The organism is Faecalibacterium hominis (ex Afrizal et al. 2022) (assembly GCF_049545105.1).
Lineage (GTDB): Bacteria > Bacillota > Clostridia > Oscillospirales > Ruminococcaceae > Faecalibacterium > Faecalibacterium duncaniae.
The window spans coordinates 1,990,428-2,010,831 of record NZ_CP186860.1 but is presented as its reverse complement, the minus strand read 5'-3'; the positions used below and the strand labels follow the sequence as shown (position 1 = coordinate 2,010,831).

Annotated in this window: 17 protein-coding genes; 8 read left to right on the top strand and 9 right to left on the bottom strand. The window is 58.8% G+C overall.

The window, feature by feature from the left end; translation table 11 throughout:
- Nucleotides 1-274: 274 nt before the first annotated feature.
- Nucleotides 275-3,820 (bottom strand): pyruvate:ferredoxin (flavodoxin) oxidoreductase, encoded by a 3,546-nt coding sequence (nifJ, locus tag ACKXGA_RS09765; protein WP_005929090.1) that lies wholly within the window; start codon nucleotides 3,818-3,820, stop codon nucleotides 275-277.
- A 345-nt stretch (nucleotides 3,821-4,165) separates the two neighbouring features.
- On the opposite strand from nifJ, the gene ACKXGA_RS09760 reads away from it, so the two are divergent.
- The 3 genes from ACKXGA_RS09760 to ACKXGA_RS09750 all read left to right on the top strand — a co-directional run bounded on the left by ACKXGA_RS09760 (nucleotide 4,166) and on the right by ACKXGA_RS09750 (nucleotide 6,296).
- Nucleotides 4,166-4,717, top strand: coding sequence for an NUDIX domain-containing protein (locus tag ACKXGA_RS09760; RefSeq protein WP_117505979.1), 552 nt, complete (start codon nucleotides 4,166-4,168; stop codon nucleotides 4,715-4,717).
- Complete coding sequence (locus ACKXGA_RS09755; RefSeq protein ID WP_423729393.1) at nucleotides 4,714-5,418, top strand: RluA family pseudouridine synthase; 705 nt, start codon at nucleotides 4,714-4,716, stop codon at nucleotides 5,416-5,418. Before ACKXGA_RS09760 ends, ACKXGA_RS09755 begins: the two co-directional genes overlap by 4 nt.
- A gap of 197 nt (nucleotides 5,419-5,615) precedes the next feature.
- Nucleotides 5,616-6,296, top strand: a complete 681-nt coding sequence (locus ACKXGA_RS09750) for a GntR family transcriptional regulator (RefSeq protein ID WP_423729392.1) — start codon at nucleotides 5,616-5,618, stop codon at nucleotides 6,294-6,296.
- An 82-nt stretch (nucleotides 6,297-6,378) separates the two neighbouring features.
- Here ACKXGA_RS09750 and ACKXGA_RS09745 read toward each other — a convergent pair whose 3' ends face one another.
- The 8 genes from ACKXGA_RS09745 to dnaA form a co-directional block, all read right to left on the bottom strand.
- Nucleotides 6,379-6,963, bottom strand: coding sequence for a manganese efflux pump MntP family protein (locus ACKXGA_RS09745; protein ID WP_423729391.1), 585 nt, complete (start codon nucleotides 6,961-6,963; stop codon nucleotides 6,379-6,381).
- Nucleotides 6,964-7,282: 319 nt separating this feature from the next.
- A complete protein-coding gene (gene gyrA / locus ACKXGA_RS09740) occupies nucleotides 7,283-9,847 on the bottom strand; it encodes a DNA gyrase subunit A (protein WP_097769893.1) in 2,565 nt (854 codons plus the stop codon).
- 12 nt (nucleotides 9,848-9,859) lie between these two features.
- On the bottom strand, nucleotides 9,860-11,854 hold the full coding sequence (gene gyrB, locus ACKXGA_RS09735) for a DNA topoisomerase (ATP-hydrolyzing) subunit B (protein ID WP_117476648.1): 1,995 nt from the start codon (nucleotides 11,852-11,854) through the stop codon (nucleotides 9,860-9,862).
- A 56-nt stretch (nucleotides 11,855-11,910) separates the two neighbouring features.
- Nucleotides 11,911-12,162 (bottom strand): extracellular matrix regulator RemB, encoded by a 252-nt coding sequence (remB, locus tag ACKXGA_RS09730; protein ID WP_005929118.1) that lies wholly within the window; start codon nucleotides 12,160-12,162, stop codon nucleotides 11,911-11,913.
- 87 nt (nucleotides 12,163-12,249) lie between these two features.
- Nucleotides 12,250-13,371 carry a DNA replication/repair protein RecF gene (gene recF / locus ACKXGA_RS09725; protein WP_097773090.1) on the bottom strand — a complete coding sequence of 374 codons (1,122 nt, stop codon included), beginning with the start codon at nucleotides 13,369-13,371 and terminating at the stop codon, nucleotides 12,250-12,252.
- Between the two features lie 3 nt (nucleotides 13,372-13,374).
- On the bottom strand, nucleotides 13,375-13,590 hold the full coding sequence (locus tag ACKXGA_RS09720; RefSeq protein WP_005929126.1) for an RNA-binding S4 domain-containing protein: 216 nt from the start codon (nucleotides 13,588-13,590) through the stop codon (nucleotides 13,375-13,377).
- Between the two features lie 11 nt (nucleotides 13,591-13,601).
- Complete coding sequence (gene dnaN / locus ACKXGA_RS09715) at nucleotides 13,602-14,708, bottom strand: DNA polymerase III subunit beta (RefSeq protein ID WP_097773091.1); 1,107 nt, start codon at nucleotides 14,706-14,708, stop codon at nucleotides 13,602-13,604.
- Between the two features lie 400 nt (nucleotides 14,709-15,108).
- On the bottom strand, nucleotides 15,109-16,431 hold the full coding sequence (gene dnaA / locus ACKXGA_RS09710) for a chromosomal replication initiator protein DnaA (RefSeq protein WP_005929139.1): 1,323 nt from the start codon (nucleotides 16,429-16,431) through the stop codon (nucleotides 15,109-15,111).
- A 386-nt stretch (nucleotides 16,432-16,817) separates the two neighbouring features.
- Between dnaA and rpmH the strand changes: the two genes are divergently transcribed.
- From rpmH to jag, 5 genes are all read left to right on the top strand, one after another.
- Nucleotides 16,818-16,952 (top strand): 50S ribosomal protein L34, encoded by a 135-nt coding sequence (gene rpmH, locus ACKXGA_RS09705; RefSeq protein ID WP_005929142.1) that lies wholly within the window; start codon nucleotides 16,818-16,820, stop codon nucleotides 16,950-16,952.
- A 247-nt stretch (nucleotides 16,953-17,199) separates the two neighbouring features.
- Nucleotides 17,200-17,598, top strand: a complete 399-nt coding sequence (gene rnpA / locus ACKXGA_RS09700; RefSeq protein WP_035393239.1) for a ribonuclease P protein component — start codon at nucleotides 17,200-17,202, stop codon at nucleotides 17,596-17,598.
- Nucleotides 17,595-17,894 carry a membrane protein insertion efficiency factor YidD gene (gene yidD / locus ACKXGA_RS09695; RefSeq protein WP_423729390.1) on the top strand — a complete coding sequence of 100 codons (300 nt, stop codon included), beginning with the start codon at nucleotides 17,595-17,597 and terminating at the stop codon, nucleotides 17,892-17,894. Before rnpA ends, yidD begins: the two co-directional genes overlap by 4 nt.
- Nucleotides 17,895-18,156: 262 nt before the next feature.
- Nucleotides 18,157-19,239: a YidC/Oxa1 family membrane protein insertase gene (locus ACKXGA_RS09690; protein ID WP_117505974.1), complete on the top strand. Its 1,083-nt coding sequence runs from the start codon at nucleotides 18,157-18,159 to the stop codon at nucleotides 19,237-19,239.
- 5 nt (nucleotides 19,240-19,244) lie between these two features.
- Nucleotides 19,245-20,366, top strand: a complete 1,122-nt coding sequence (jag, locus tag ACKXGA_RS09685) for an RNA-binding cell elongation regulator Jag/EloR (protein ID WP_423729389.1) — start codon at nucleotides 19,245-19,247, stop codon at nucleotides 20,364-20,366.
- Nucleotides 20,367-20,404: the final 38 nt, after the last annotated feature.

Below are 20,404 nucleotides of genomic sequence, written 5' to 3'. Positions count from 1 at the left end.
TCCTGACACACGCGGGGTGTGCTTTCAAGGACCCTCGCGGGCGCTTTGGTATTTCAAACACCCTGCCCGGCGCGGTTCGCGGGCTGCGGCGGGCGAGGGAATGAAATCAGAAGTTTGCGCAAATGCTCGTTTGCACGTTCATCATGCTCTGCTCAGGGCGGCGGGGCCGCAGTTTCGCACTGCTGCGTTGCGCAGTAATCGCCAGTGCGGAGCAGCCGCCTTGCGGACTAGGGTGCCGCTGCGGCCATTGCCAGCCATTGTTCAGAAAACAGGATTACTTGTACAGCTCGACCAGACGGGTCAGGTGCTCGTAACGATCGTTTGCAACCTGCTCGTTGCGTGCGAACAGAGCCTTTGCACGCTCGGGGAATGCACGGGTCAGGCGGCTGTAACGGGTCTCGTTTGCCAGCAGTGCCTGATACTTCTCGGCATCCACAGCCTTGGAGGTCAGGGTGAAGGGGTTCTTGCCCTGAGCCTTGTTGGCGGGGTTGAAGGTGAACAGGTTCCAGTAACCAGCCTCAACTGCCTTCTTCATCTCGTTCTGGCAGTTGGTCATGCCGCCCTTCACACCGTGCAGCTCGCAGGGAGCGTAGCCGATGATCAGAGAGGGGCCGGGATAAGCCTCAGCCTCAGCGATTGCCTTGACAGCCTGGTTCATGTTAGCGCCCAGAGCGATCTGAGCAACATAGATATAACCGTAGGTCATTGCAATCTCGGACAGGCTCTTCTTGCTGATCTCCTTACCAGCAGCAGCGAACTGGCAGACCTCACCAATGTTGGAAGCCTTGGATGCCTGTCCACCGGTGTTGGAGTACATCTCAGTATCGAAGACCATGACGTTGACATCCTCGCCGGAAGCCAGGACGTGATCCAGGCCGCCGAAGCCGATGTCGTATGCCCAGCCGTCACCACCGAAGATCCAGACGGACTTCTTGGCGATGAACTCCTTGCTCTTCAGGATCTCAGCGGACTCGGTGCAGCCAGCGGCAGCAGCCTTCTCCAGCTCAGCGATCAGAGCCTTGGCGGGTTCGTCGTTTGCCTTGGTGTTGTTCTTGGTCTCCATGAACTTGTCGAAGGCAGCCTTCAGCTCAGCGGAAGCCTTGTCAGAACCAGCAACCTCAGCAATGCGCTTGATCAGGTTCTCACGGACGGTCTTCTGGCCGAGGTACAGGCCCAGACCATGCTCAGCGTTATCCTCGAACAGGGAGTTGCACCATGCAGGACCATGGCCGCTGTCCTTGTTGACGGTGTACGGAGAGATGGAAGCGGTACCGCCCCAGATAGAGGAGCAGCCGGTAGCGTTGGAGATGTACATCTTCTCGCCGAACAGCTGAGTGATCAGGCGAGCGTAAGAGGTCTCGGCACAGCCTGCGCAGGAGCCAGAGAACTCCAGCAGGGGCTGGTTGAACTGAGAACCAATGACGGTGTCATCAGCAAACTTGCTGGGCTTCTTGGAGATGTTGGCCACGCAGTAGTCGAAGACTGCCTGCTGATCGGCCTGGCTCTCCTGAGGAACCATAGCAATTGCCTTGGTGGGGCAGACGGTGACGCACTCGCCGCAGCCCATGCAGTCCAGAGGAGAAACAGCCATCACAAACTTGTACTCGTTTGCGGGGCGGTTGTCACGGCTCTTGGTCTGAGCAGGAGCAGCTGCCAGCTCGTCAGCGGTCAGCTGGAAGGGACGGATGGTAGCATGAGAGCAGACGAATGCACACTGGTTGCAGCCGACACACTTGGAAGCATCCCACTCGGGAACGTTCACAGCGGTGCCGCGCTTCTCGTATGCAGATGCGCCCTGCTCCCACTCGCCGTTTGCATTTGCAACGAAAGCGGAAACGGGCAGGCTGTCGCCGTCCATACGAGCGATGGGCTCCATGACATCACGGATCTGCTTGACCAGCTCCGGACGGCCGGTGAGAGCCTTGGGAGCGGGATCAGCCTCGGGGTTGGACCAGGAAGCGGGAACGTCGACCTTGTGGATCGCGTCAACACCAGCATCGATGGCCTTCCAGTTCATCTCAACAACGTCCTGGCCCTTCTTGCCGTAGCTCTTCTGAGCTGCCTGCTTCATGAAGTTGACAGCGTCCTCGATGGGCATAACGTCAGCCAGCTTGAAGAAAGCGGACTGCAGGATGGTATTGGTGCGCTTGCCCATACCGATCTCGATAGCCTTATCGATGGCGTTGATGGTGTACAGCTGAATGTTGTTGTCAGCAATGTACTTCTTGGCCTCAGCGTTCAGGTGCTGGCCCAGCTCCTCATCGGTCCACTGGCAGTTGATCATGAACACGCCGCCGGGCTTGACATCCTGGACCATCTTCATGCCCATGTGGATGTAAGCGGGGTTGTGGCAGGCCACGAAGTCAGCCTGGTTGATGTAGTAGGGGCTGCGGATGGGCTTGTCGCCGAAACGCAGGTGGCTGATGGTCACGCCGCCGGTCTTCTTGGAGTCATACTGGAAGTATGCCTGAACATACTTATCAGTGTGGTCGCCGATGATCTTGACGGAGTTCTTGTTTGCGCCGACAGTACCGTCGCCGCCCAGACCCCAGAACTTGCACTCCTTGGTGCCAGCAGCTGCGGTGATGGGAGCGGGCTTGACCTCGGGCAGGGACAGACCGGTGACATCATCGGTGATGCCCAGAGTGAAGCGCTCCTTGGGCTGATCCTTCTCCAGCTCCTTGAACAGAGCGAAGATGGAGGACGGGGGAGTGTCCTTGCTGCCCAGGCCGTAACGGCCGCCGGTCAGAACGACATCGTTCAGGCCAGCCTCACGCAGGGTAGCAGCAACATCCAGGTACAGGGGCTCGCCCAGGGAGCCGGGCTCCTTGGTACGATCCAGAACTGCAACCTTCTTGGCAGTCTTGGGCAGGACCTTCAGCAGAGCGGAGGACACCCAGGGACGGTACAGGCGGACCTTGACGATACCGACCTTCTCGCCCTTGGCGTTCAGGTAGTCGATGACTTCGTCAGCAACGTCGCAGACAGAGCCCATAGCGATCATGACACGGTCAGCATCGGGTGCGCCGTAGTAGTTGAACAGATCGTAGTTGGTGCCCAGCTTCTCGTTGATCTTGGCCATGTACTTCTCGACCACTGCGGGCAGTGCGTCGTAAGCGGAGTTGCAGGCCTCACGGTGCTGGAAGAACACGTCGCCGTTCTCGTGGGAACCGCGCATCTTGGGGTGCTCGGGGTTCAGAGCCTTGGCACGGAACTCCTCAACAGCCTTCATGTTGCACATTTCCTTCAGATCAGCGTAGTCCCACTTCTCGATTTTCTGGTACTCGTGAGAAGTACGGAAGCCATCGAAGAAGTTCAGGAAGGGAACCCGGCCCTCGATTGCTGCCAGATGGGCAACAGGGGACAGATCCATAACTTCCTGCACGCTGCTCTCGACCAGCATTGCGAAGCCGGTCTGGCGGCATGCCATAACGTCGCTGTGATCACCGAAGATGTTCAGGGACTGGGTAGCAACGGTACGTGCAGAAACATCGAACACGCAGGGCAGCTGCTCAGCAGCGATCTTGTACATGTTGGGGATCATCAGCAGCAGGCCCTGAGAAGCGGTGAAGGTGGTGGTAACAGCACCTGCACCCAGAGAGCCGTGCACAGCGCCGGCAGCGCCGGCCTCAGACTCCATCTCGACGACCTTGACCTGGTTGCCGAAGATGTTCTTCTGACCAGCTGCGGACCACTGGTCCACAGAGTCAGCCATCGGAGAAGACGGGGTAATGGGGTAGATAGCAGCCACGTCCGTGTAGGCGTATGCTACATGAGCGGCAGCGGTATTGCCATCCATGGTTTGCTTTGCTCTAGGCATTTTTCTTCCTCCATTGTTCAGAATTTGGTACCTTTTGCGCGGGGCAATCGCGCCCCGCTGGGGCCGGAGAACCCCAAAAGGCACTATTGCTCATATATTATATTAGCAAATTCCGCCTTCAAAGTAAATGCAAACCCACTGGCAAAACGCAACAAAATTTCAAGAAATTTTTTGGTGCTTTTTTACGCTTGTGTTTTTTGTTGCATCTAACTTGACAGATTATTAAGAATCCGGCTTTTTTGCTGTATTTTTCTTAATTTATCCCCAATTTTGAATTGACAACCGGCGCTTTGTTGCCGTAAACTTGAACCAGCATCATTATCATCTGGAAAGGACGCAAATACGATGGACGCTGCACATTTTGAAAAGATGCTCACAAGTGAGGTGCTGTTCGAGGGCCGGGTGGTCACCCTGACCAAAGATACCGCCCTTTTGGAAAATGGAAAGACCGCCACCCGCGAGGTGGTCCACCACCACGGCGGGGCCTGCATCGTGCCCTACTTTGAGGACGGCACCATCTGCATGGTGCGCCAGTTCCGCTACGCCATGCAGCAGGAGCTGTGGGAGCTGCCCGCCGGCAAGCTGGAAAAAGGGGAGGACCCCTTTGAAGCCGCCAAGCGGGAGCTGGAGGAGGAGTGCGGCCTGACCGCCGACAAGTACACCTCCCTGGGCGAGTTCTACCCCACTGTGGGCTATGATACCGAGATCATCTACACCTGGGTGGCCACCGGTCTGCACGAGACCCGGATGCATCTGGATGCGGACGAGTTCCTGACCCCTGACCGGGTACCGCTGACCCAGGCCTATGAGATGGTGATGCGCGGCGAGATCAAGGACGGCAAGACCATTGCAGGCGTGCTCAAGCTCAAGGCCCTGTTGGACGAGGGCAAGCTGTGAACATTCTCTACGAAGATACTGCCCTTGTGGTGCTGGACAAGTCCGCTGGGCTGACCAGCGAGGAGGGCGTGCCCGCTGCCCTGCGCCAGCGGTGGGGCAGGCCGGATGCATACGTTGGGGTCATCCACCGGCTGGACACCGGTGTTTCGGGGCTGATGGTCTATGCCAGAACACCCGGAGCCGCAGCGGCTCTGACAAAGCAGGTGACGGAGAGCCAGCAGGCTTATGCCATTCTGGATGGCAGGGCAGAGGCAGGCCCCGGTGCACCGGCACAGCCCTGCTTTCGCAAAACGTACCGGGCCGTGATCGCAGGCGGGCCGGACGAAGCGCTGCCGCCCGAGGGCATCCTGCGGGACTACCTGTTCAAGGACAGCCGGAAAGGCCGGGTCTTTCCGGTAAAGCGCCCCCGCAAGGGGGTGCGGGAAGCCGTGCTGGAATACTGCATCGTAGAGACGGCACCGGACGGTTCCCTGAGCCTTGCGGAGATCACGCTCCACACCGGGCGGACACATCAGATCCGGGTGCAGTTTGCCTCCCGGAAGCACCCGCTTTACGGAGACGGCAAATATGGCAGCCGGTTCAAGGGGGACATTGCCTTGCAGAGCGCAGGGCTGCAGTTCGTCCACCCGGAGACCGGCAAGCCCATGGCCTTTTCTCTGCCCCTGCCCGCCGTCGCACCGTGGAAGGAGTTTTTGGAATAAGGCTGTTGCACATGGTCAACATCCTCGCCCTCTCCGTCACCTGCGGTGACACCTCTCCCAAAGGGAGAGGCCTTGGCAAAAAGATGAAGTTTGCGTGGACTGCCAAGGGCTCCCACTTTGGGGGAGCTGGCATCGCGTAGCGATGACTGAGAGGGCGAGCCCGCTAAAGGAATAATCATTTCAACTAGGTGAGTGATATGGAACAGCAATACAAGACCGACGCTGAAATTTACGCGGTACTGGAGCGGGAGATCATCGACCTGACCCTGCGGCCGGGCAGTTCGCTGAGCGAGAACCCGCTCTGTGCCCGCTTTGGGGCACCGCGTTCCATGATCCGGGTGGTGCTGCAGCGGCTGCAGGAAAATGGGCTGGTGAAGATCGTGCCCTACAAGGGTACCACTGTGACCCGGCTGAACCGGGAGATCGTGGATGAGCTCATCTACGAGCGCACCGCTGTGGAAGCCCGCGTCCTGCGGGACTTCTCGCCCAAGTGCACACCGGAGCAGCGGGCACTCATCCGGCGGCAGGCCGATGCCTACGCCGCGCTGGCCCGTGCCGAAGAGATCGACTACAACAAGCTCTATGAGGCAGACCGCCTGCTCCACGAGACATGGTTTGCCTCCATGGGAAAAATGTATCTCTGGCGCACCTTACAGAACGCCCACGCCGATTACAGCCGCTTCCGGATGCTGGACACCATGACCAGCGGCGGGCTGGACGAGGTGATCGCCGACCACCAGAACATCATTGCCGCCATTGAGCGGTGTGATCTTGCCGCCTTTGAGCCGCTGGTGGAGCGCCACCTCTACGGCGGCATCCGGCGGCTGGGCTCTAAGCTCACCGGGGAATATGCCGACTACTTCGAGCCGGAAAAATAATTCACCCTTAAAAAATGTTCCACGGGGAACAAAACCGGCACAGCGCCTGCCTGACGCTGTGCCGGTTTTCTTTGCCCCTTTTTCAGAAGAACACGCCGGAGATGAAGATCTCCAGCCCAATGCCGATGAGGATGATACCGCCCAGAACAGAGGCCTTGCCGGAGAGCCTGGTGCCGAACTTTTTGCCGATGCGCAGGCCCGCCATGCAGAGGAAGAAGGTGACGACGGCAATGATGCCGGAAGCTGCCAGCGCCATCAGCCAGCCATACTCCGCAATGGTAAAGCCGACCGAGAGGGCATCGATGCTGGTGGCCACGCCCTGCATGAAGAGGGCACCGGCACTCAGCGCGGCGGCTTCCTCGGTTTCCTCGCCCCGGATGCCCTCGATCAGCATCTTGCCGCCGATATAGCCCAGCAGGGCAAGGGCGATCCAGGGGATGAATGTTTCAAAGGAGGAGAACATCTCCACGATGGTATGGACGCAGACCCAGCCTGTCATGGGCATCACGGCCTGAAACACGCCAAAGGTGCCTGCAATGATGCACATCCTCTTTCGGGACATGCCGGGATCATGCAGACCATTTGCCATCGAGACCGAAAACGCGTCCATGGCAAGGCCCACGCCCAGCAGTGCACTGTTGAGAAAAAACAAAAAACTCCATTCCATAACTGAATGCCTCCTGAATCTGACCAAAATTACGGTGCGGCAAAAACAAAACCCGAGATCGGCGCGCGTGCACGTCCGGTCTCGGGTCATTTTTTACAAATGAACTCCATGTGTTGGGCGTGGTACTCCGCACCATAACACATGAGTCTCGCAAATGAAAGCAAGCCAGACAGCAGTGCTGTCATTGTGTTGACTTGCTGCGCCGTCTGCAAACAGCGCCTGCTACTCCCCCATGGGATTTTGTGATCGTTTCGCTAGTCTATCATATTTTCCGATAGAAGTCTAGGCTAACTTTTCCATTTTCTTTGGCAGGAGAGGCTCAATCCTCAGACGGTGCCTCGGAGGCAGATGCCTCATCGGCTGCTTCCATGGCGGCCAGCTGCTCTGCGGTGGGCTCATCGCCCTCCTCAGCCTCTACCGTCTCGGTCTGGGCTTCATCGTCGTGGTCGGTACGGGCCAGGACCATGACCTTATCATTCTCGCCCAGACGCATGACGCGGACACCGGAGCCGTAGCGGCTCTGTACCGGGATCTCATTGGCGTGCAGGCGGATGATGATGCCCTCCTGGCTGCTCAGCAGCACGTCATCCACATCGTCCACGATCTTGACCGCGGCGACCTTGTCCTTGGAGGCATCGTAGTTGCGGATGCCCTTGCCGCCGCGGGCGGTGATGCGGTAGGTGTCGATGTCGGACCGGCGGCCCTTGCCGTTCTCAGTCACGGTCAGGATGGTGGCGTTCTCACGGCAGATGCAGACACCCACGACCTCGTCGCCCTCGGCCAGCTTGATGGCGCGCACGCCGTGGCCGCTGCGGCCCATGGGACGGGCATCCTCCTCATTGAAGCGGATGGCCTGGCCGTTGCGGGTGGCAACGATGAGCATATCGTGGCCGGAGGTCAGTCTTGTCCAGGCCAGCGCATCCCCCTCGTTCAGGGCAATGCCGATCAGACCGCTCTTGCGGATGTTGGCGTACTGCTCCAGCGGAGTACGCTTGATGAGGCCCTGCTTTGTGACCATGGTTACAAAACCGCCCTCATTGGCCGTATCCTTGCTCTGGCAGAGCATATTGGTGACTTTTTCGCCCTCGGCCAGCTGCAGCAGGTTCACGATGTTGGTACCCTTGCTGGTGCGGCTGCCCTCGGCGATGGTGTAGCCCTTGATGCGGAACAGGCGGCCCTTATCGGTAACGAACAGGACATAATCATGGGTGGAGCCCACGAACATCTCCTGCACGATGTCCTCTTCCTTGCGGGTCATGCCGGAAATGCCGCGGCCGCCGCGCTTCTGGGCCTGATAAGTGGCCTTGAGCTGGCGCTTGATATAACCGGCCTCGGTCAGGGTATAAACGCACTGCTCTTCAGCGATCAGATCCTCGATATCCACCTCGCCGGTCACGGTCTCGATCTCGGTGCGGCGGTCATCGCCGAAGCGGCGCTTCATTTCCAGCAGCTCGCTCTTGACGATTTCGAGCACGCGGGCATCATCGGCCAGGATCTCTTCCCAATCCCGGATCTTGGCGTTCAGGGAGCCCAGCTCTTCCTCGATCTTCAGGATCTCCAGACCAGCCAGACGGCCCAGCTGCAGTTTGACGATGGCATCTGCCTGCGGGTCATCAAAGCCGAACTGCTCCATGATGGCAGCCTTGGCCTCGCTCATGCCTCCCTTGCAGGCACGGATGGTGGCGATCAGCTCATCCACAATGTCGGTGGCCTTCTTCAGGCCTTCCAGAATGTGGGCGCGTTCCCGGGCCTTTTTCAGGTCATACTGGGTGCGGCGGCGCACCACCTCGTCCTGGAACTCCACATACTTCTGGATCATCTGCTTCAGGGTCATCACCTTGGGCACCTTGTGGTCGATGGCCAGCATGATGACACCCACGGTATCCTGCAGCTGGGTGTACTGGTACAGCTGATTCAGGACGACCTGGGGGTTGGCATCCTTGCGCACGTCAATGACGATGCGCATTCCCTTGCGGTTGGTCTCATCGTTCAGGTCACTGATGCCCTCGATCCGCTTTTCCTTGACCAGATCGGCAATGTTCTCAATGAGGCGTGCCTTGTTGACCATGTAGGGGATCTCGGTCACGATGATCTGGGCGCGGCCATTCTTCTTTTCCTCAATGGTGGCGCGGCCGCGCAGGGTGATCTTGCCGCGGCCGGTGGCATAGGCAGCACGGATGCCGCTGCGGCCCATGATGATGCCGGCGGTGGGGAAATCGGGGCCCTTGATGTGCTCCATCAGGCCGGGCAGGTCGATGTCCGGGTCCTCGATATAGGCCACACAGCCGTCAATGACCTCACTCAGGTTGTGGGGCGGAATGTTGGTGGCCATACCAACGGCAATGCCCTGACTGCCGTTGACCAGCAGGTTCGGGAAACGGCAGGGCAGAACGCTGGGCTCCTTCTTGGTCTCATCAAAGTTGGGGTCCCAGTCGATGGTATCCTTGTCGATATCGGTCAGCATCTCCACGGCCATACGGCTCATGCGGGCCTCGGTGTAACGGTAAGCAGCCGGGGGGTCGCCGTCCACAGAACCAAAGTTACCCTGACCATCCACCAGCGGGTAGCGCAGGGAGAAATCCTGTGCCAGACGGACCATGGCATCGTAAACGGATGCGTCGCCGTGGGGGTGGTAGGAGCCCAGCACCGCACCAACGGTGTCGGCGGATTTGCGGTATGCATGGCTGGGGTCGTTGCCGCGCTCATGCATAGTGTACAGGATACGGCGGTGGACAGGCTTCAGGCCGTCCCGCACATCGGGCAGGGCGCGTGACACGATGACTGACATGGAGTAGTCCAGGAACGCGGTCTCGATCTCCTTCTTGACATCGCGGATGATCTTTTTGGTACCGCTGCCCGGTATCATCACATAATCTTCTTCCATTGTTTCCTCCAATTACACATCCAGCTTCGCGTACTGGGCGTTGGTCTCGATAAAGCGGCGGCGGGGCTCCACCTGGTCGCCCATCAGGATGGTAAAGGCTTCATCGGCCTTCTCGGCATCCTCAATGGTGATCTGAACGATGACGCGGTTATCGGGGTTCATGGTGGTCTCCCACAGCTGTTCGGGGTTCATCTCACCAAGGCCCTTATAGCGGTTGACCTTTGCGCCGGGCATCTCCTGCGAGAGGATGGCCATTTCAGCATCGTTGTAGGCGTACTTGATGGTGTTGCCCTTCTGCACCTTGAACAGGGGCGGCTGGGCGACATAGACATGGCCCTGCTCGATGAGGGGGCGCATATAGCGGAAGAAGAAGGTCAGCATCAGGGTGCAGATGTGAGAACCATCAACATCGGCATCGGCCATGATGAACACTTTATCATACCGCAGCTTGGAGATATCGAATTCCTCGCCGATGCCGCAGCCCAGAGCCAGCACCACGGGCATCAGCTTATCGTTGCCGTAGATGCGGTCCGCGCGGGCCTTTTCCACGTTCAGCATCTTGCCCCACAGGGGGAGGATGGCCTGAATGGCGGAGTCACGGCCCATCTTGGCGGAGCCGCCTGCAGAGTCACCCTCGACGATGAAGATCTCGGTGCGGGTGGGGTCTTTTTCACGGCAGTCGGCCAGCTTGCCGGGCATCCGGCTGGTCTCCAGCGCGCTCTTGCGGCGCACCAGCTCCCGGGCCTTTTTGGCGGCGGCGCGGGCGCGGGCTGCCTGGGTGGCCTTTTCAAAAATGGCCTTTGCCACGCCGGGGTTCTCCTCAAAGAACTCCATCAGCTTGGTGTACACCATGTTGGAAACAAGGGTGCGGATCTCGGTATTGCCCAGCTTTGCCTTGGTCTGGCCCTCGAACTCTGCCTCCTGCAGCTTGACGGAAATGACACAGATGAGGCCCTCGCGGACATCGGAGCCGGAAAGGTTCTCGTCCTTATCCTTCAGCAGGCCGTGACTGCGGCCGTAATCGTTGAACACACGGGTCAGGCTGGTGCGGAAGCCCTCTTCATGGGTGCCGCCGTCCGGGGTGTTGACGTTGTTGGCAAAGCTCAGCAGCAGCTCGTTGTAGCTGGAATTATACTGCAGCGCGATCTCGGCCATGCCCCGCTCGGTCTGGCCCTTGAGGTAGATGACATTGGGGTGGAGCACCTCCAGATTGCGCTTTTCGCCCAGATAGGTGACAAAGCTCTTGATGCCGCCCTCATAGCACATGACCTCGGTGCGGTAGCAGGGGTCGCCCTCCTGGCCATCCTCCAGAACGGGGGTGTAGAGCTCCCGCTCATCGGTCAGGGTGATCTTGACACCGGCGTTCAGGAAGCTCTCCTCGCGCAGGCGCTTTTCCAGCGTCTCGAAGTTATAGACGGTGGTGTCCTTGAACATCTCAGGGTCGGGCTTGAAGGTAACGCGGGTGCCGGTGACCCCCTCGGCCACTGTGCCCAGACACTTCAGGGGGCCGTCCGGGTCGCCGCGGCGGAAGGTCTGCTCGTATTCATGGCCATCGCGGCGGACATTGACCCTCAGCCACTCAGAGCAGGCGTTGACCACGGATGCGCCGACACCGTGCAGACCGCCGGCCACCTTGTAGCCGGAGTTCTCGCCGCCGAACTTACCGCCTGCGTGGAGGATGGTATAAACGACGGTGACGGCGGGCAGACCGGTATCGGCCTGGATATCCACGGGGATACCGCGGCCGTTGTCGGTGACCTGAATGATGTTATCCTTTAAGATCTTGACCTCAATGTGGTTGCAGTAGCCGGCCAGCGCTTCATCAATGGCGTTGTCCACGATCTCGTAGACCAGATGATGCAGGCCCCGCTCACCGGTGGAGCCGATATACATGCCGGGACGCTTGCGCACGGCCTCCAGACCCTTCAGGACCTGGATCTCGCTGGCATTATACTCATGGTCGGTCGCGGTTTCCACATTGGTGCTGGTGATGATTTCCTCTGCCATATCCTTTCTCCCTTTACTTGATATTTTTTCAATCGATTGGATCGTTGTTGATTTTTTCAGAACGACATTTCGGTGCGCCGCTTCATGGCCGCGCTGGACAGCTCCGAAAGATAAACGGTGTCCACAGGGGCATCGGCCAGAACATAACACTGGGGCAGGTCATCCGAAAGGCTGACCACGGCCCCATTCTTCTGGGCATAGTTGAGAAATTCCCGCCCCCGGGGGGAGACGGTGGTGGTCTCCAGATTGAAGATGCCGATGATATCACGGTCATTCAGGACATAGTCCCGGCCCAGATGGATATACATTGCGTATATTCTCCCGCAGATGCAGACTGCATATTCTGTCGCATTTCCCGCATTCTATGCAATGTAGTGATGCAACATTTCTCCATTTCAGATTCTGCTCAGGACACCGCCGTTCATGCGGTAGACCTCGCCATCCGTTTTCAGGAAGGCCGTATCGTCACAGCTGGTAACGAAGGTCTGCTTTTCCCGCATCCGGGTCAGCAGATACTGCTTGCGGCCATCATCCAGCTCACTGAGCACGTCGTCCAGCAAGAGGACGGGGTGCTCGCCGGTGATGGCGGCAGCGGCGGCGGCTTCGGCCATTTTCAGGCTGAGCACCACGCTGCGCTGCTGCCCCTGGCTGGCAAACACTCTGGCGGGCTGGCCGTCCAGCAGCAGTTCCAGATCTTCCCGGTGGGGGCCGCACAGGCTCTGCCCGGCCCGGACTTCCTCATTCTGGCGGGCTTTGAGCAGGGCTGCCAGCCCCCCCGGCTCAAACTGGGCGGCATACCGCAGCTCCATCCGCTCCGCCCCATGGGAAAGCTCCTCGTAATTGGCACAGGCCAGCGGGGCCAGCCGTTCCAGGTAGGCCCGCCGCCGCTGCTGGATGGCTTCCCCCTGCGCGGCAAGCTCGGTGTTCAGCACCTCGAGCAGGGCCATTTTTTCGGCGTAGGGACGTTCCTGCCCGGCAGGGGAGCGGCGCAGCAGCGCGTTTTTCTGCTGCAGGGCCCGCAGATAGCGGCGGTACACGGTCAGGTAGCCGGGGTAGAGCTGACAGAGGGCGGCATCCAGAAATTTGCGCCGCCCCTCGGGTGCTCCCTTGACCAGGCTCAGGTGGCCGGGGTCGAACACGACAGCCGGAAAACTGCCGGCAAGCCCTGCCGCCCGCCTGGGGGCTGCCCCGTTCACCGAGGCGTACCGCCCGGGCCGCTGGGAATCCGGAGTGCCCACCGTCAGCCGGACACGGTTCGGCTCGTCAGGCTCCTGTTCTTCCTGCTGCGCCCGGAGTGTGGAGGCTTCCAGCACGGCAAAAGGCTCACCCCGCCGCACCAGCTCTGCATCCTTGCCGCCCCGGAAGCTCTTGCCGCCGGTCAGCAGCCAGATGGCCTCCAGCAGGTTGGTCTTGCCCTGGCCGTTGTTGCCGCAGATCACGGTCAGCTCCCGGCCCGGGGTCAGGCTTGCCGATGCGATATTGCGGTAATTCGTTACTTCTAAGGAAAGCAGGCGCATGGTTTACTGGCCCTGTCCCACTTCCACGGTCTGGCCGTCCAACTCGACGACATCCCCGGCACGGCACTTTTTGCCCCGCATGGTGCAGACCTCACCGTTCACCTTGACAGCACCGCCCTGCACCAGCTCCTTGGCTTCGCCGCCGGTCTCACACAGGCCTGCATATTTCAGCAGGGCATCCAGCTTGATAAATTCCGTATGGATGAGAATTTTTTGCATTTTTATGCCTCTCAATCATTCTTGAAGCGGACAGGCAGGACCAGATACAAAAAGTCGCTGCCCTCGGTAGGCAGGACCTTGACCGGGCTCAGCGGGCCGCTGATCTCCAGCTTGACCTGCTCGGTGCGGGCGTTGCGCAGGGCATCCAGCAGATAGCGGTTGTTGAAACCGATCTCCACCTCATCGCCCTCGCACTGCGCGTTGAATTCATCCACCACGCGGCCCAGATTGGTCTGGCAGCGGACCACCACTTTACCCTCTGTAAAACTGATGCGGAGGGGATTTTTTAAACGCTCTGTAATGATCAGGGAGGCGCGTTCGATGGTCTCGATGAACTCCTTGGTGTCCAGAACCACGCTGGTGCGGCTGCCATTGGGGATCACGTTGTGGTAGTTGAGGAATTCGCCCTCGATCAGGCGGCTCATAATGGTGTAACCGGCAGTGGTGAACACCACATAGCGGCGGTTGGCGGAGATGTGCACGGTCTCCTCGTCGTCGTTGGCCAGCAGGTGGGAGACCTCGTTCATGGTCTTGCTGGGCACGATGATGCGGATCTCCTTTATGGCTTCCACCGGACGCTCCACAATGGCCAGGCGGTAGCCGTCCAGCGCAACAACGGTCAACTTATCCGGCGAGATTTCAAATAATTCACCGGTATGTGCAGGTTTTTTCTCATCCTGACTGACGGCGTACAGAGTGCGCTCGATCATATCACGGAGCACGCCGGTCTTGATGTTCAGGGTCTCCTCGGCACCGGTGTTGGGCAGCTCGGGGAAATCGGTGGGGTTCATGGACTGGATTTCGAACTGTGCTACACCGCTCTGGATGGTGGTTTTTCCGTTTTCGGCAGATTGGATGTTGATCTGGCCGGAAGGCATCCGACTGACCATGCTGCTGAGCAGCTTGGCGTTCAGCACCACTTCGCCGGGCTCTTTGACATTGGCATCAATGGTGGTCACGATGCCCATTTCCAGGTCGTAGCCGGTCAGGGTGAGCTGGAAGCCTTCGGCTTTCAGCAGGATACCCTCCAGTACCGGGATGGTGGAGCGCAGGGTAACAGCTTTGGAAACGCCGTCAATGGCTGCACTCAGCAGGGTCTTATCGCAGATGATGTTCAATTGCGCGTCTCTCCTTATTTTGGATTCAAGTTTTGAGGTTCTTTCTCCCATAAAACAGGGACAAAACCTTCAAATCTATATTGAACTTGTTGTAGTATTCGTAGTAGGGGCTGGGGAAGATGTGGAAAAGTCGGAAAATGTGTGGAATGGTGCGGCTCCGTGGTTTTCCACCGGATTGTGAATGCAGTGTGAAAGGCTTGTGGAAAGGGCTGGAGCTGCTTTTCTTTCCACGGCGGGTGTGCAAAACAGAAGTTGAATGTTGAAAACTCGGTGGAAAGAGTGGAGAACTTTGTCGTCTGAACACAATATCTTGTTCTGTTTTCCCGGATTTCCCTGCATTTCTCCCCATATTTGGGGTTTTACCCCCTGTGAGAGTATGACTTTTTCCCCTGTTTTCCCGTCAGGCCTTGACGTTCTTGATGATGTCGCTGACGGTTTCACGCAGGTGCTGGTCATTCTTCATGTCCCGCTCCATGGTCTTGAGGGAGTAGACGATGGTGGAGTGGTCACGGCCAGAGAACTCCCGGCCGATCTCCTCCATGCTCATGCCGGTGACTTCGCGCAGGATATAGATCGCCACGCGGCGGGCGGATGCAACGTTGGCGTTCCGCTTGGTGCCCCGGATGTCGGCAGGGGAGACGTTGAAGGTGCGGGAGACCTCGCCCACGATCTTCTCGATGGTCACGGGCACGGGCTGGGTCTCGTTGAGAATGTCCTTGATGGCATTCTGTGCCACGCTGATGACAGGCTGGATGCCCTCCAGCATGTAGTAGGCGTTCAGCTTTTTCACTGCGCCCTCCAGCTGGCGGATGTTGTTTTTCAGGTGGTTGGCGATGAATTCCGCCACATCCTCGGGCAGATCCAGGTGGAGCAGCTCGGCCTTGCGCTTGACGATGGCCACGCGGGTCTCGAAATCAGGCGGCTGGACATCGGCGGTCAGGCCCCACTCAAAGCGGGTGCGCAGGCGCTCTTCCAGGCTCTTGATCTCCTTGGCCGGGCGATCAGAGGCGATCACAATCTGCTTGTGGGCATCGTGCAGGGAGTTGAAGGTGTGGAAAAACTCCTCCTGGGTGGATTCCTTGCCGGCGATGAACTGGATATCGTCCACCAGCAGCAGGTCGGCCACGCGGTACTTCATCCGGAAGTCCTCGGTGCTGCCGGCGCGGATGGCGGCGATCAGCTCGTTGGTGAACTGCTCGCAGGTAACGTACATGATAACAAAATCGGGGTGGGTGCGCTTGATCTCGGTCTGGATGGCCGTGAGCAGATGGGTCTTGCCCAGACCGGAGCCGCCGTAGATGAACAGCGGGTTATAGGCTCCGGAGGGGTTGGCCGCAACCGCCTGCGCCGCAGCAAACGCAAACTGGTTGGAGGGACCCTTGATGAAGTTCTCGAAGGTGAACTCGTAATTGCCCTGGGGTGAGGCGGGGTTTGCCTCGTACTGCTGGGCCAGCACCACCTCATGGGGCGGGGTGCTGGGCACCACCAGCGTGATGTCCACGTCAAAGCCCAGCACGGTCTTAAAGGCCTCTTTCAGCAGGCCGAGGTAGCGGTCGGTGACGATCTTGCAGATGAAATCATTGCGCACCGACAGGGTGATATGGCTCGAGTCCTCAAAGCTGATGGGCTCAAGTCCGTCGATGTAGAGATTATAGGTCGGCTCGGCCATCTGCGTTTTGCAGTATGCCTGGGCGGCCTCTAAAACGTCCTTGAAAGAATCCATAAAACATCCACTCCATTGAATTGGTCGAAGTTTTCAACAATGCTGCTGATACCCCGTTAGTATACCACAAAAATCTCCCTGCGTCTATATTCTATAATGTAATTTATAATACATAAGAAAAGACGCTCCATCGTGCCCTCACGGCTCTTGTGTCCAAGGCGGTTTTTGGCCACAAGATATGGTGGAAGAAAAGTTTTCCACGGAGAACCGGTGAAAAAGTTGAAAGCTTTTTCACAAAGAAATTTGAAAAAAGTTTGCTGGAAAGTGAAAAAAACGCTTGACAGAAGGGGATAGTGTGCGATATACTGTTGAATTGCAAGCCTGTCCCCAATTTGGGACCAGAAATACCCCATTACCGGGGACGAGTTTTTACGGAGGATACAACCATGAAGAGAACTTTTCAGCCCAAGAAGCGTCATCGCAAGGAAGTTCATGGCTTTCTGACCCGCATGAGCACCAAGAACGGCCGCAAGGTCATCAATGCTCGCCGTGCTAAGGGCCGCAAGAGCCTGACCGTCTGATCCCGCTTTGCCAGGGATCCGGCGCAGAATTGAACATGCGCACAAAAGACTGCTGATCCTGAATTGGCGGTCTTTTTCTTATTTTGGACGTTCTGCGCGCGGAATGACTAAAAATTTGGCAAAAGATTTGGCACAAAAAACGCCCGGACAGCCTTTTCATGTCGGCGTTTTTTTGCTATACTGAATTTTGAACTTTGCCTTTAGGGAAGTTCTGCGATTTTTTAACCGAAAAGGAGGCGACGGAGCAGTGCGCTATCGTCCCATCCGCCGCAACAGCGAGTTTGGCCGCGTGTATGCCCGCGGCAAGTCCTATGTGAACCCGGCGCTGGTGCTGTATGTGCTCAAGACCCGCGGCAAAAAGACCCGCGTGGGCCTGACAGCCACCAAAAAAATCGGCCATGCCGTCCAACGCAACCGCGCCCGCCGCGTGATGAAGGCTGCCATTGATGAGCATCTGGATCAGAACATCGGCGGCTATGATCTGGTGTTCGTGGCCCGGGGCATGACCCCCCGCCTGAAGAGCTGGCAGCTCAGCGAAGTGGTGGCCAGGCTCTTTGCCCAGGCTGGCCTGCCCGACAAGGCAAAGCAGCCGGGCGCAAAGCCCCCTGCCACGGTCCCGCCCGCAGACCGGGCCGCAAAACAGTGAATCCCGTCTCCCGCGTCTGCCGGAACGCGCTCTGTGTGCCCATCCGGTTCTACCAGCGCTTTATCAGCCCGGGGCTGGGCCGCAACTGCCGCTTTACCCCCACCTGCAGCCAGTATGGCATAGAAGCCATCCAGACCCATGGCTGCATCAAGGGCTTGCTGCTCACCGCCTGGCGCATCGCCCGGTGCAATCCGCTTGGCCGGTGGGGCTTTGACCCGGTGCCGCCCAAAGGCCGCTGGGTGAACCCGGAGCGGAGACTGTCCCCGGCAAAGCTGTTCCGGGGGCGGCACGGTTAAGCAGCGTGCTTATGATACACGGCTCCTTTGTACAACCTCTCCGTCATTGCTTCGCAATGCCACCTCCCCTGGTAGGGGAGGCTTTGGCAGCCCGATCCAGTTGACGGTTTTGCCAAGGGCTCCCCTATTAGGGGAGCTGGCAACGCCGCAGGCGTTGACTGAGAGGTTTAATCCGTTCTTATGCTTCTTGTGACGCTCCGCACTGTGGGCGGGGTGTCCTTCTCATAAAAATCTAAACGTCCCGCACCACAGGCGGGGCAGAATGGACGAAACTATGAATCCTTTGTACATCCTGGGCTGGCCCTTGGGCTATGTAATGGAGTGGATCTACAAGCTGATCCCCAACTACGGCTGGGACATCATCCTGTTCACCCTGCTCATCACCGTGATCAAGATCCCCCTCCAGCTCAACCAGCAGAAGAGTATGGCCCGCATGAGCGCTTTCCAGCCCATGGTGGCCGAGATCCAGAAAAAGTACCGCGACAAGCCCGAAAAGCAGCAGGAAGAGCTGATGAAGCTGCAGGAGCAGGGCTACAAGCCCACCGCAGGCTGTATGCCCATGCTGGTCAACTTCCTGGTCATGTTCGGTGTTATCGAGGTGGTGTACCGCCCGCTGCAGCGCATCTTCCACATTGGTGCCGATGCCCTGACCGCCGCAGGTGAGGCCCTGACTGCCATGGGCATCAGCTTTACCACCGTGACCCGCGACACCAACATCATTGCACAGGTCATTGCAGGCGAGAGCACCGTTTCCTCCTGCTTCACCCCGGATCAGGTGGCTACCATCACCGAGTTCGGCCAGCACATGGATTTCTTTGGCATCGACCTGACCCGTGTGCCCCAGTACAGCCTGGCTGCAGAGAATCTGCCCCTGCTGATCCTCCCGGTCCTGGCGATCGTGACCATGTTCCTGTCCACCCACATCAGCATGAAGGCCAGCGGCCAGGAGATGCAGGGCAGCATGAAGCTGACCATGTATATGATGCCGCTGATGTACGTCTTCTTCTGCTTCACCGTGCCCAGCGCTTTCTCTCTGTACTATGTTGTTTCCAACATCCTGATGACCGTGCAGAGCCTGTTGATGAAGAAGATCTACGACCCTGAGAAGATGAAGGCAGAGGTCGCCGCCGAGATGGCTGCCCGCAAGAAGGAGCAGAAGCGCGGTGTAAAGAGCACCACCATCAAGGTCACGGATGAAAAGACCGGCGAGGTCGTGGAGAAAAATATCTCCGCCAGCGAAATGAACAAGCGCCGCCTGGAGTATGCCCGCAAGCTGGATGAGGAGCGCTATAAGGACGAGCGCACCGTTCCGCTGAGCGAGCTGGAAAACAAGAAGGAGGATTGACGGTTATGATCCGTACTCAGGAAGCGACCGGCAAGACGGTCGATGAAGCCCGCGCAAAAGCCTGCGCCCTGCTGGGCGTGCAGGCCGACGACCTGAATGTGAGCTATGAAGTGCTCGAAATGCCCCAGAAAACCGGTTTTCTGGGCCTGAAGACCACCCCCGCCAAGGTGCGTGTGAGCGTGGAAGAGCCCGATGCCCCGGCCGCTCCCGTGGTGGAGGAGAAGGTGGAGCCTGAGGTGAAGCCTGTTGTGGAGGAAACTCCCGCTGAGGAACCCAAGGCCGAAGAGCCTGTCGCTGCCCCTGTGGCAGAGGAGGCCGCTCCCGTTGAGGAGACTGCTGACCCCGCCGCAGAGGGTGAGGAGCCGGAAGTTCCCATCAACATCGAAGAGAACGCCAAGGTCAAGGCCGCTGTGGACTACCTGAAGGAAGTCATTGCCCTGATGGGCGTGGAGAATGTTACCTTCAGCGCCGTACAGAAGGGCGAGGCCACCATCATCCGTCTGGATGGCGAGAAGCTGGGTGCCCTGATCGGCCGCCGCGGCGAGACCATGGAGAGCCTGTCCTATCTGGCAAGTCTGGTGGCCAACCGTCTGGAAGGCGATTACATCAAGCTGGGCCTGGATGTGGCCGGCTACCGTGACAAGCGTGAGAATGACCTGACTGTGCTGGCACAGCGCATTGGCAACAAGGTGCGCAAGACCGGCCGCAGCTTTGCCATGGAACCCATGAACCCCTACGAGCGCCGCATCATCCACTCTGCCATCGGCAAGATGGAGGGTGTGCGCAGCGAGAGCAAGGGGGAAGGCCGTGACCGCCGTGTGGTCATCTACTCCACTGCTCCCGATGCCCAGACCGACAACACCTATGGCGAGCGCCGCCCGCGGGGCAATGGCCGCCGCCCCGGCGGCAACCGCAATGGCGGCTTCCGCGGCGGACGCGGCAGCAGCTCCCGGAATGGCGGTCCCCGCAATGGCCGTCCCGCAGGCAGCCGCGGTCCTCGTCCTTCCAGCGTGCCCGAGCGCACCTATGCTCCCCGTGACGCAGAAACTGCCGCACCCGTGGCACCCAAGCGCACCGAGCGCGTGGATGATTTTGCCGATTTCAGCTTTGGCAAGATCGAGCTGTAAACTCCGCTGAGTTTTGCACAATGCTGCCCCCTTCCGGT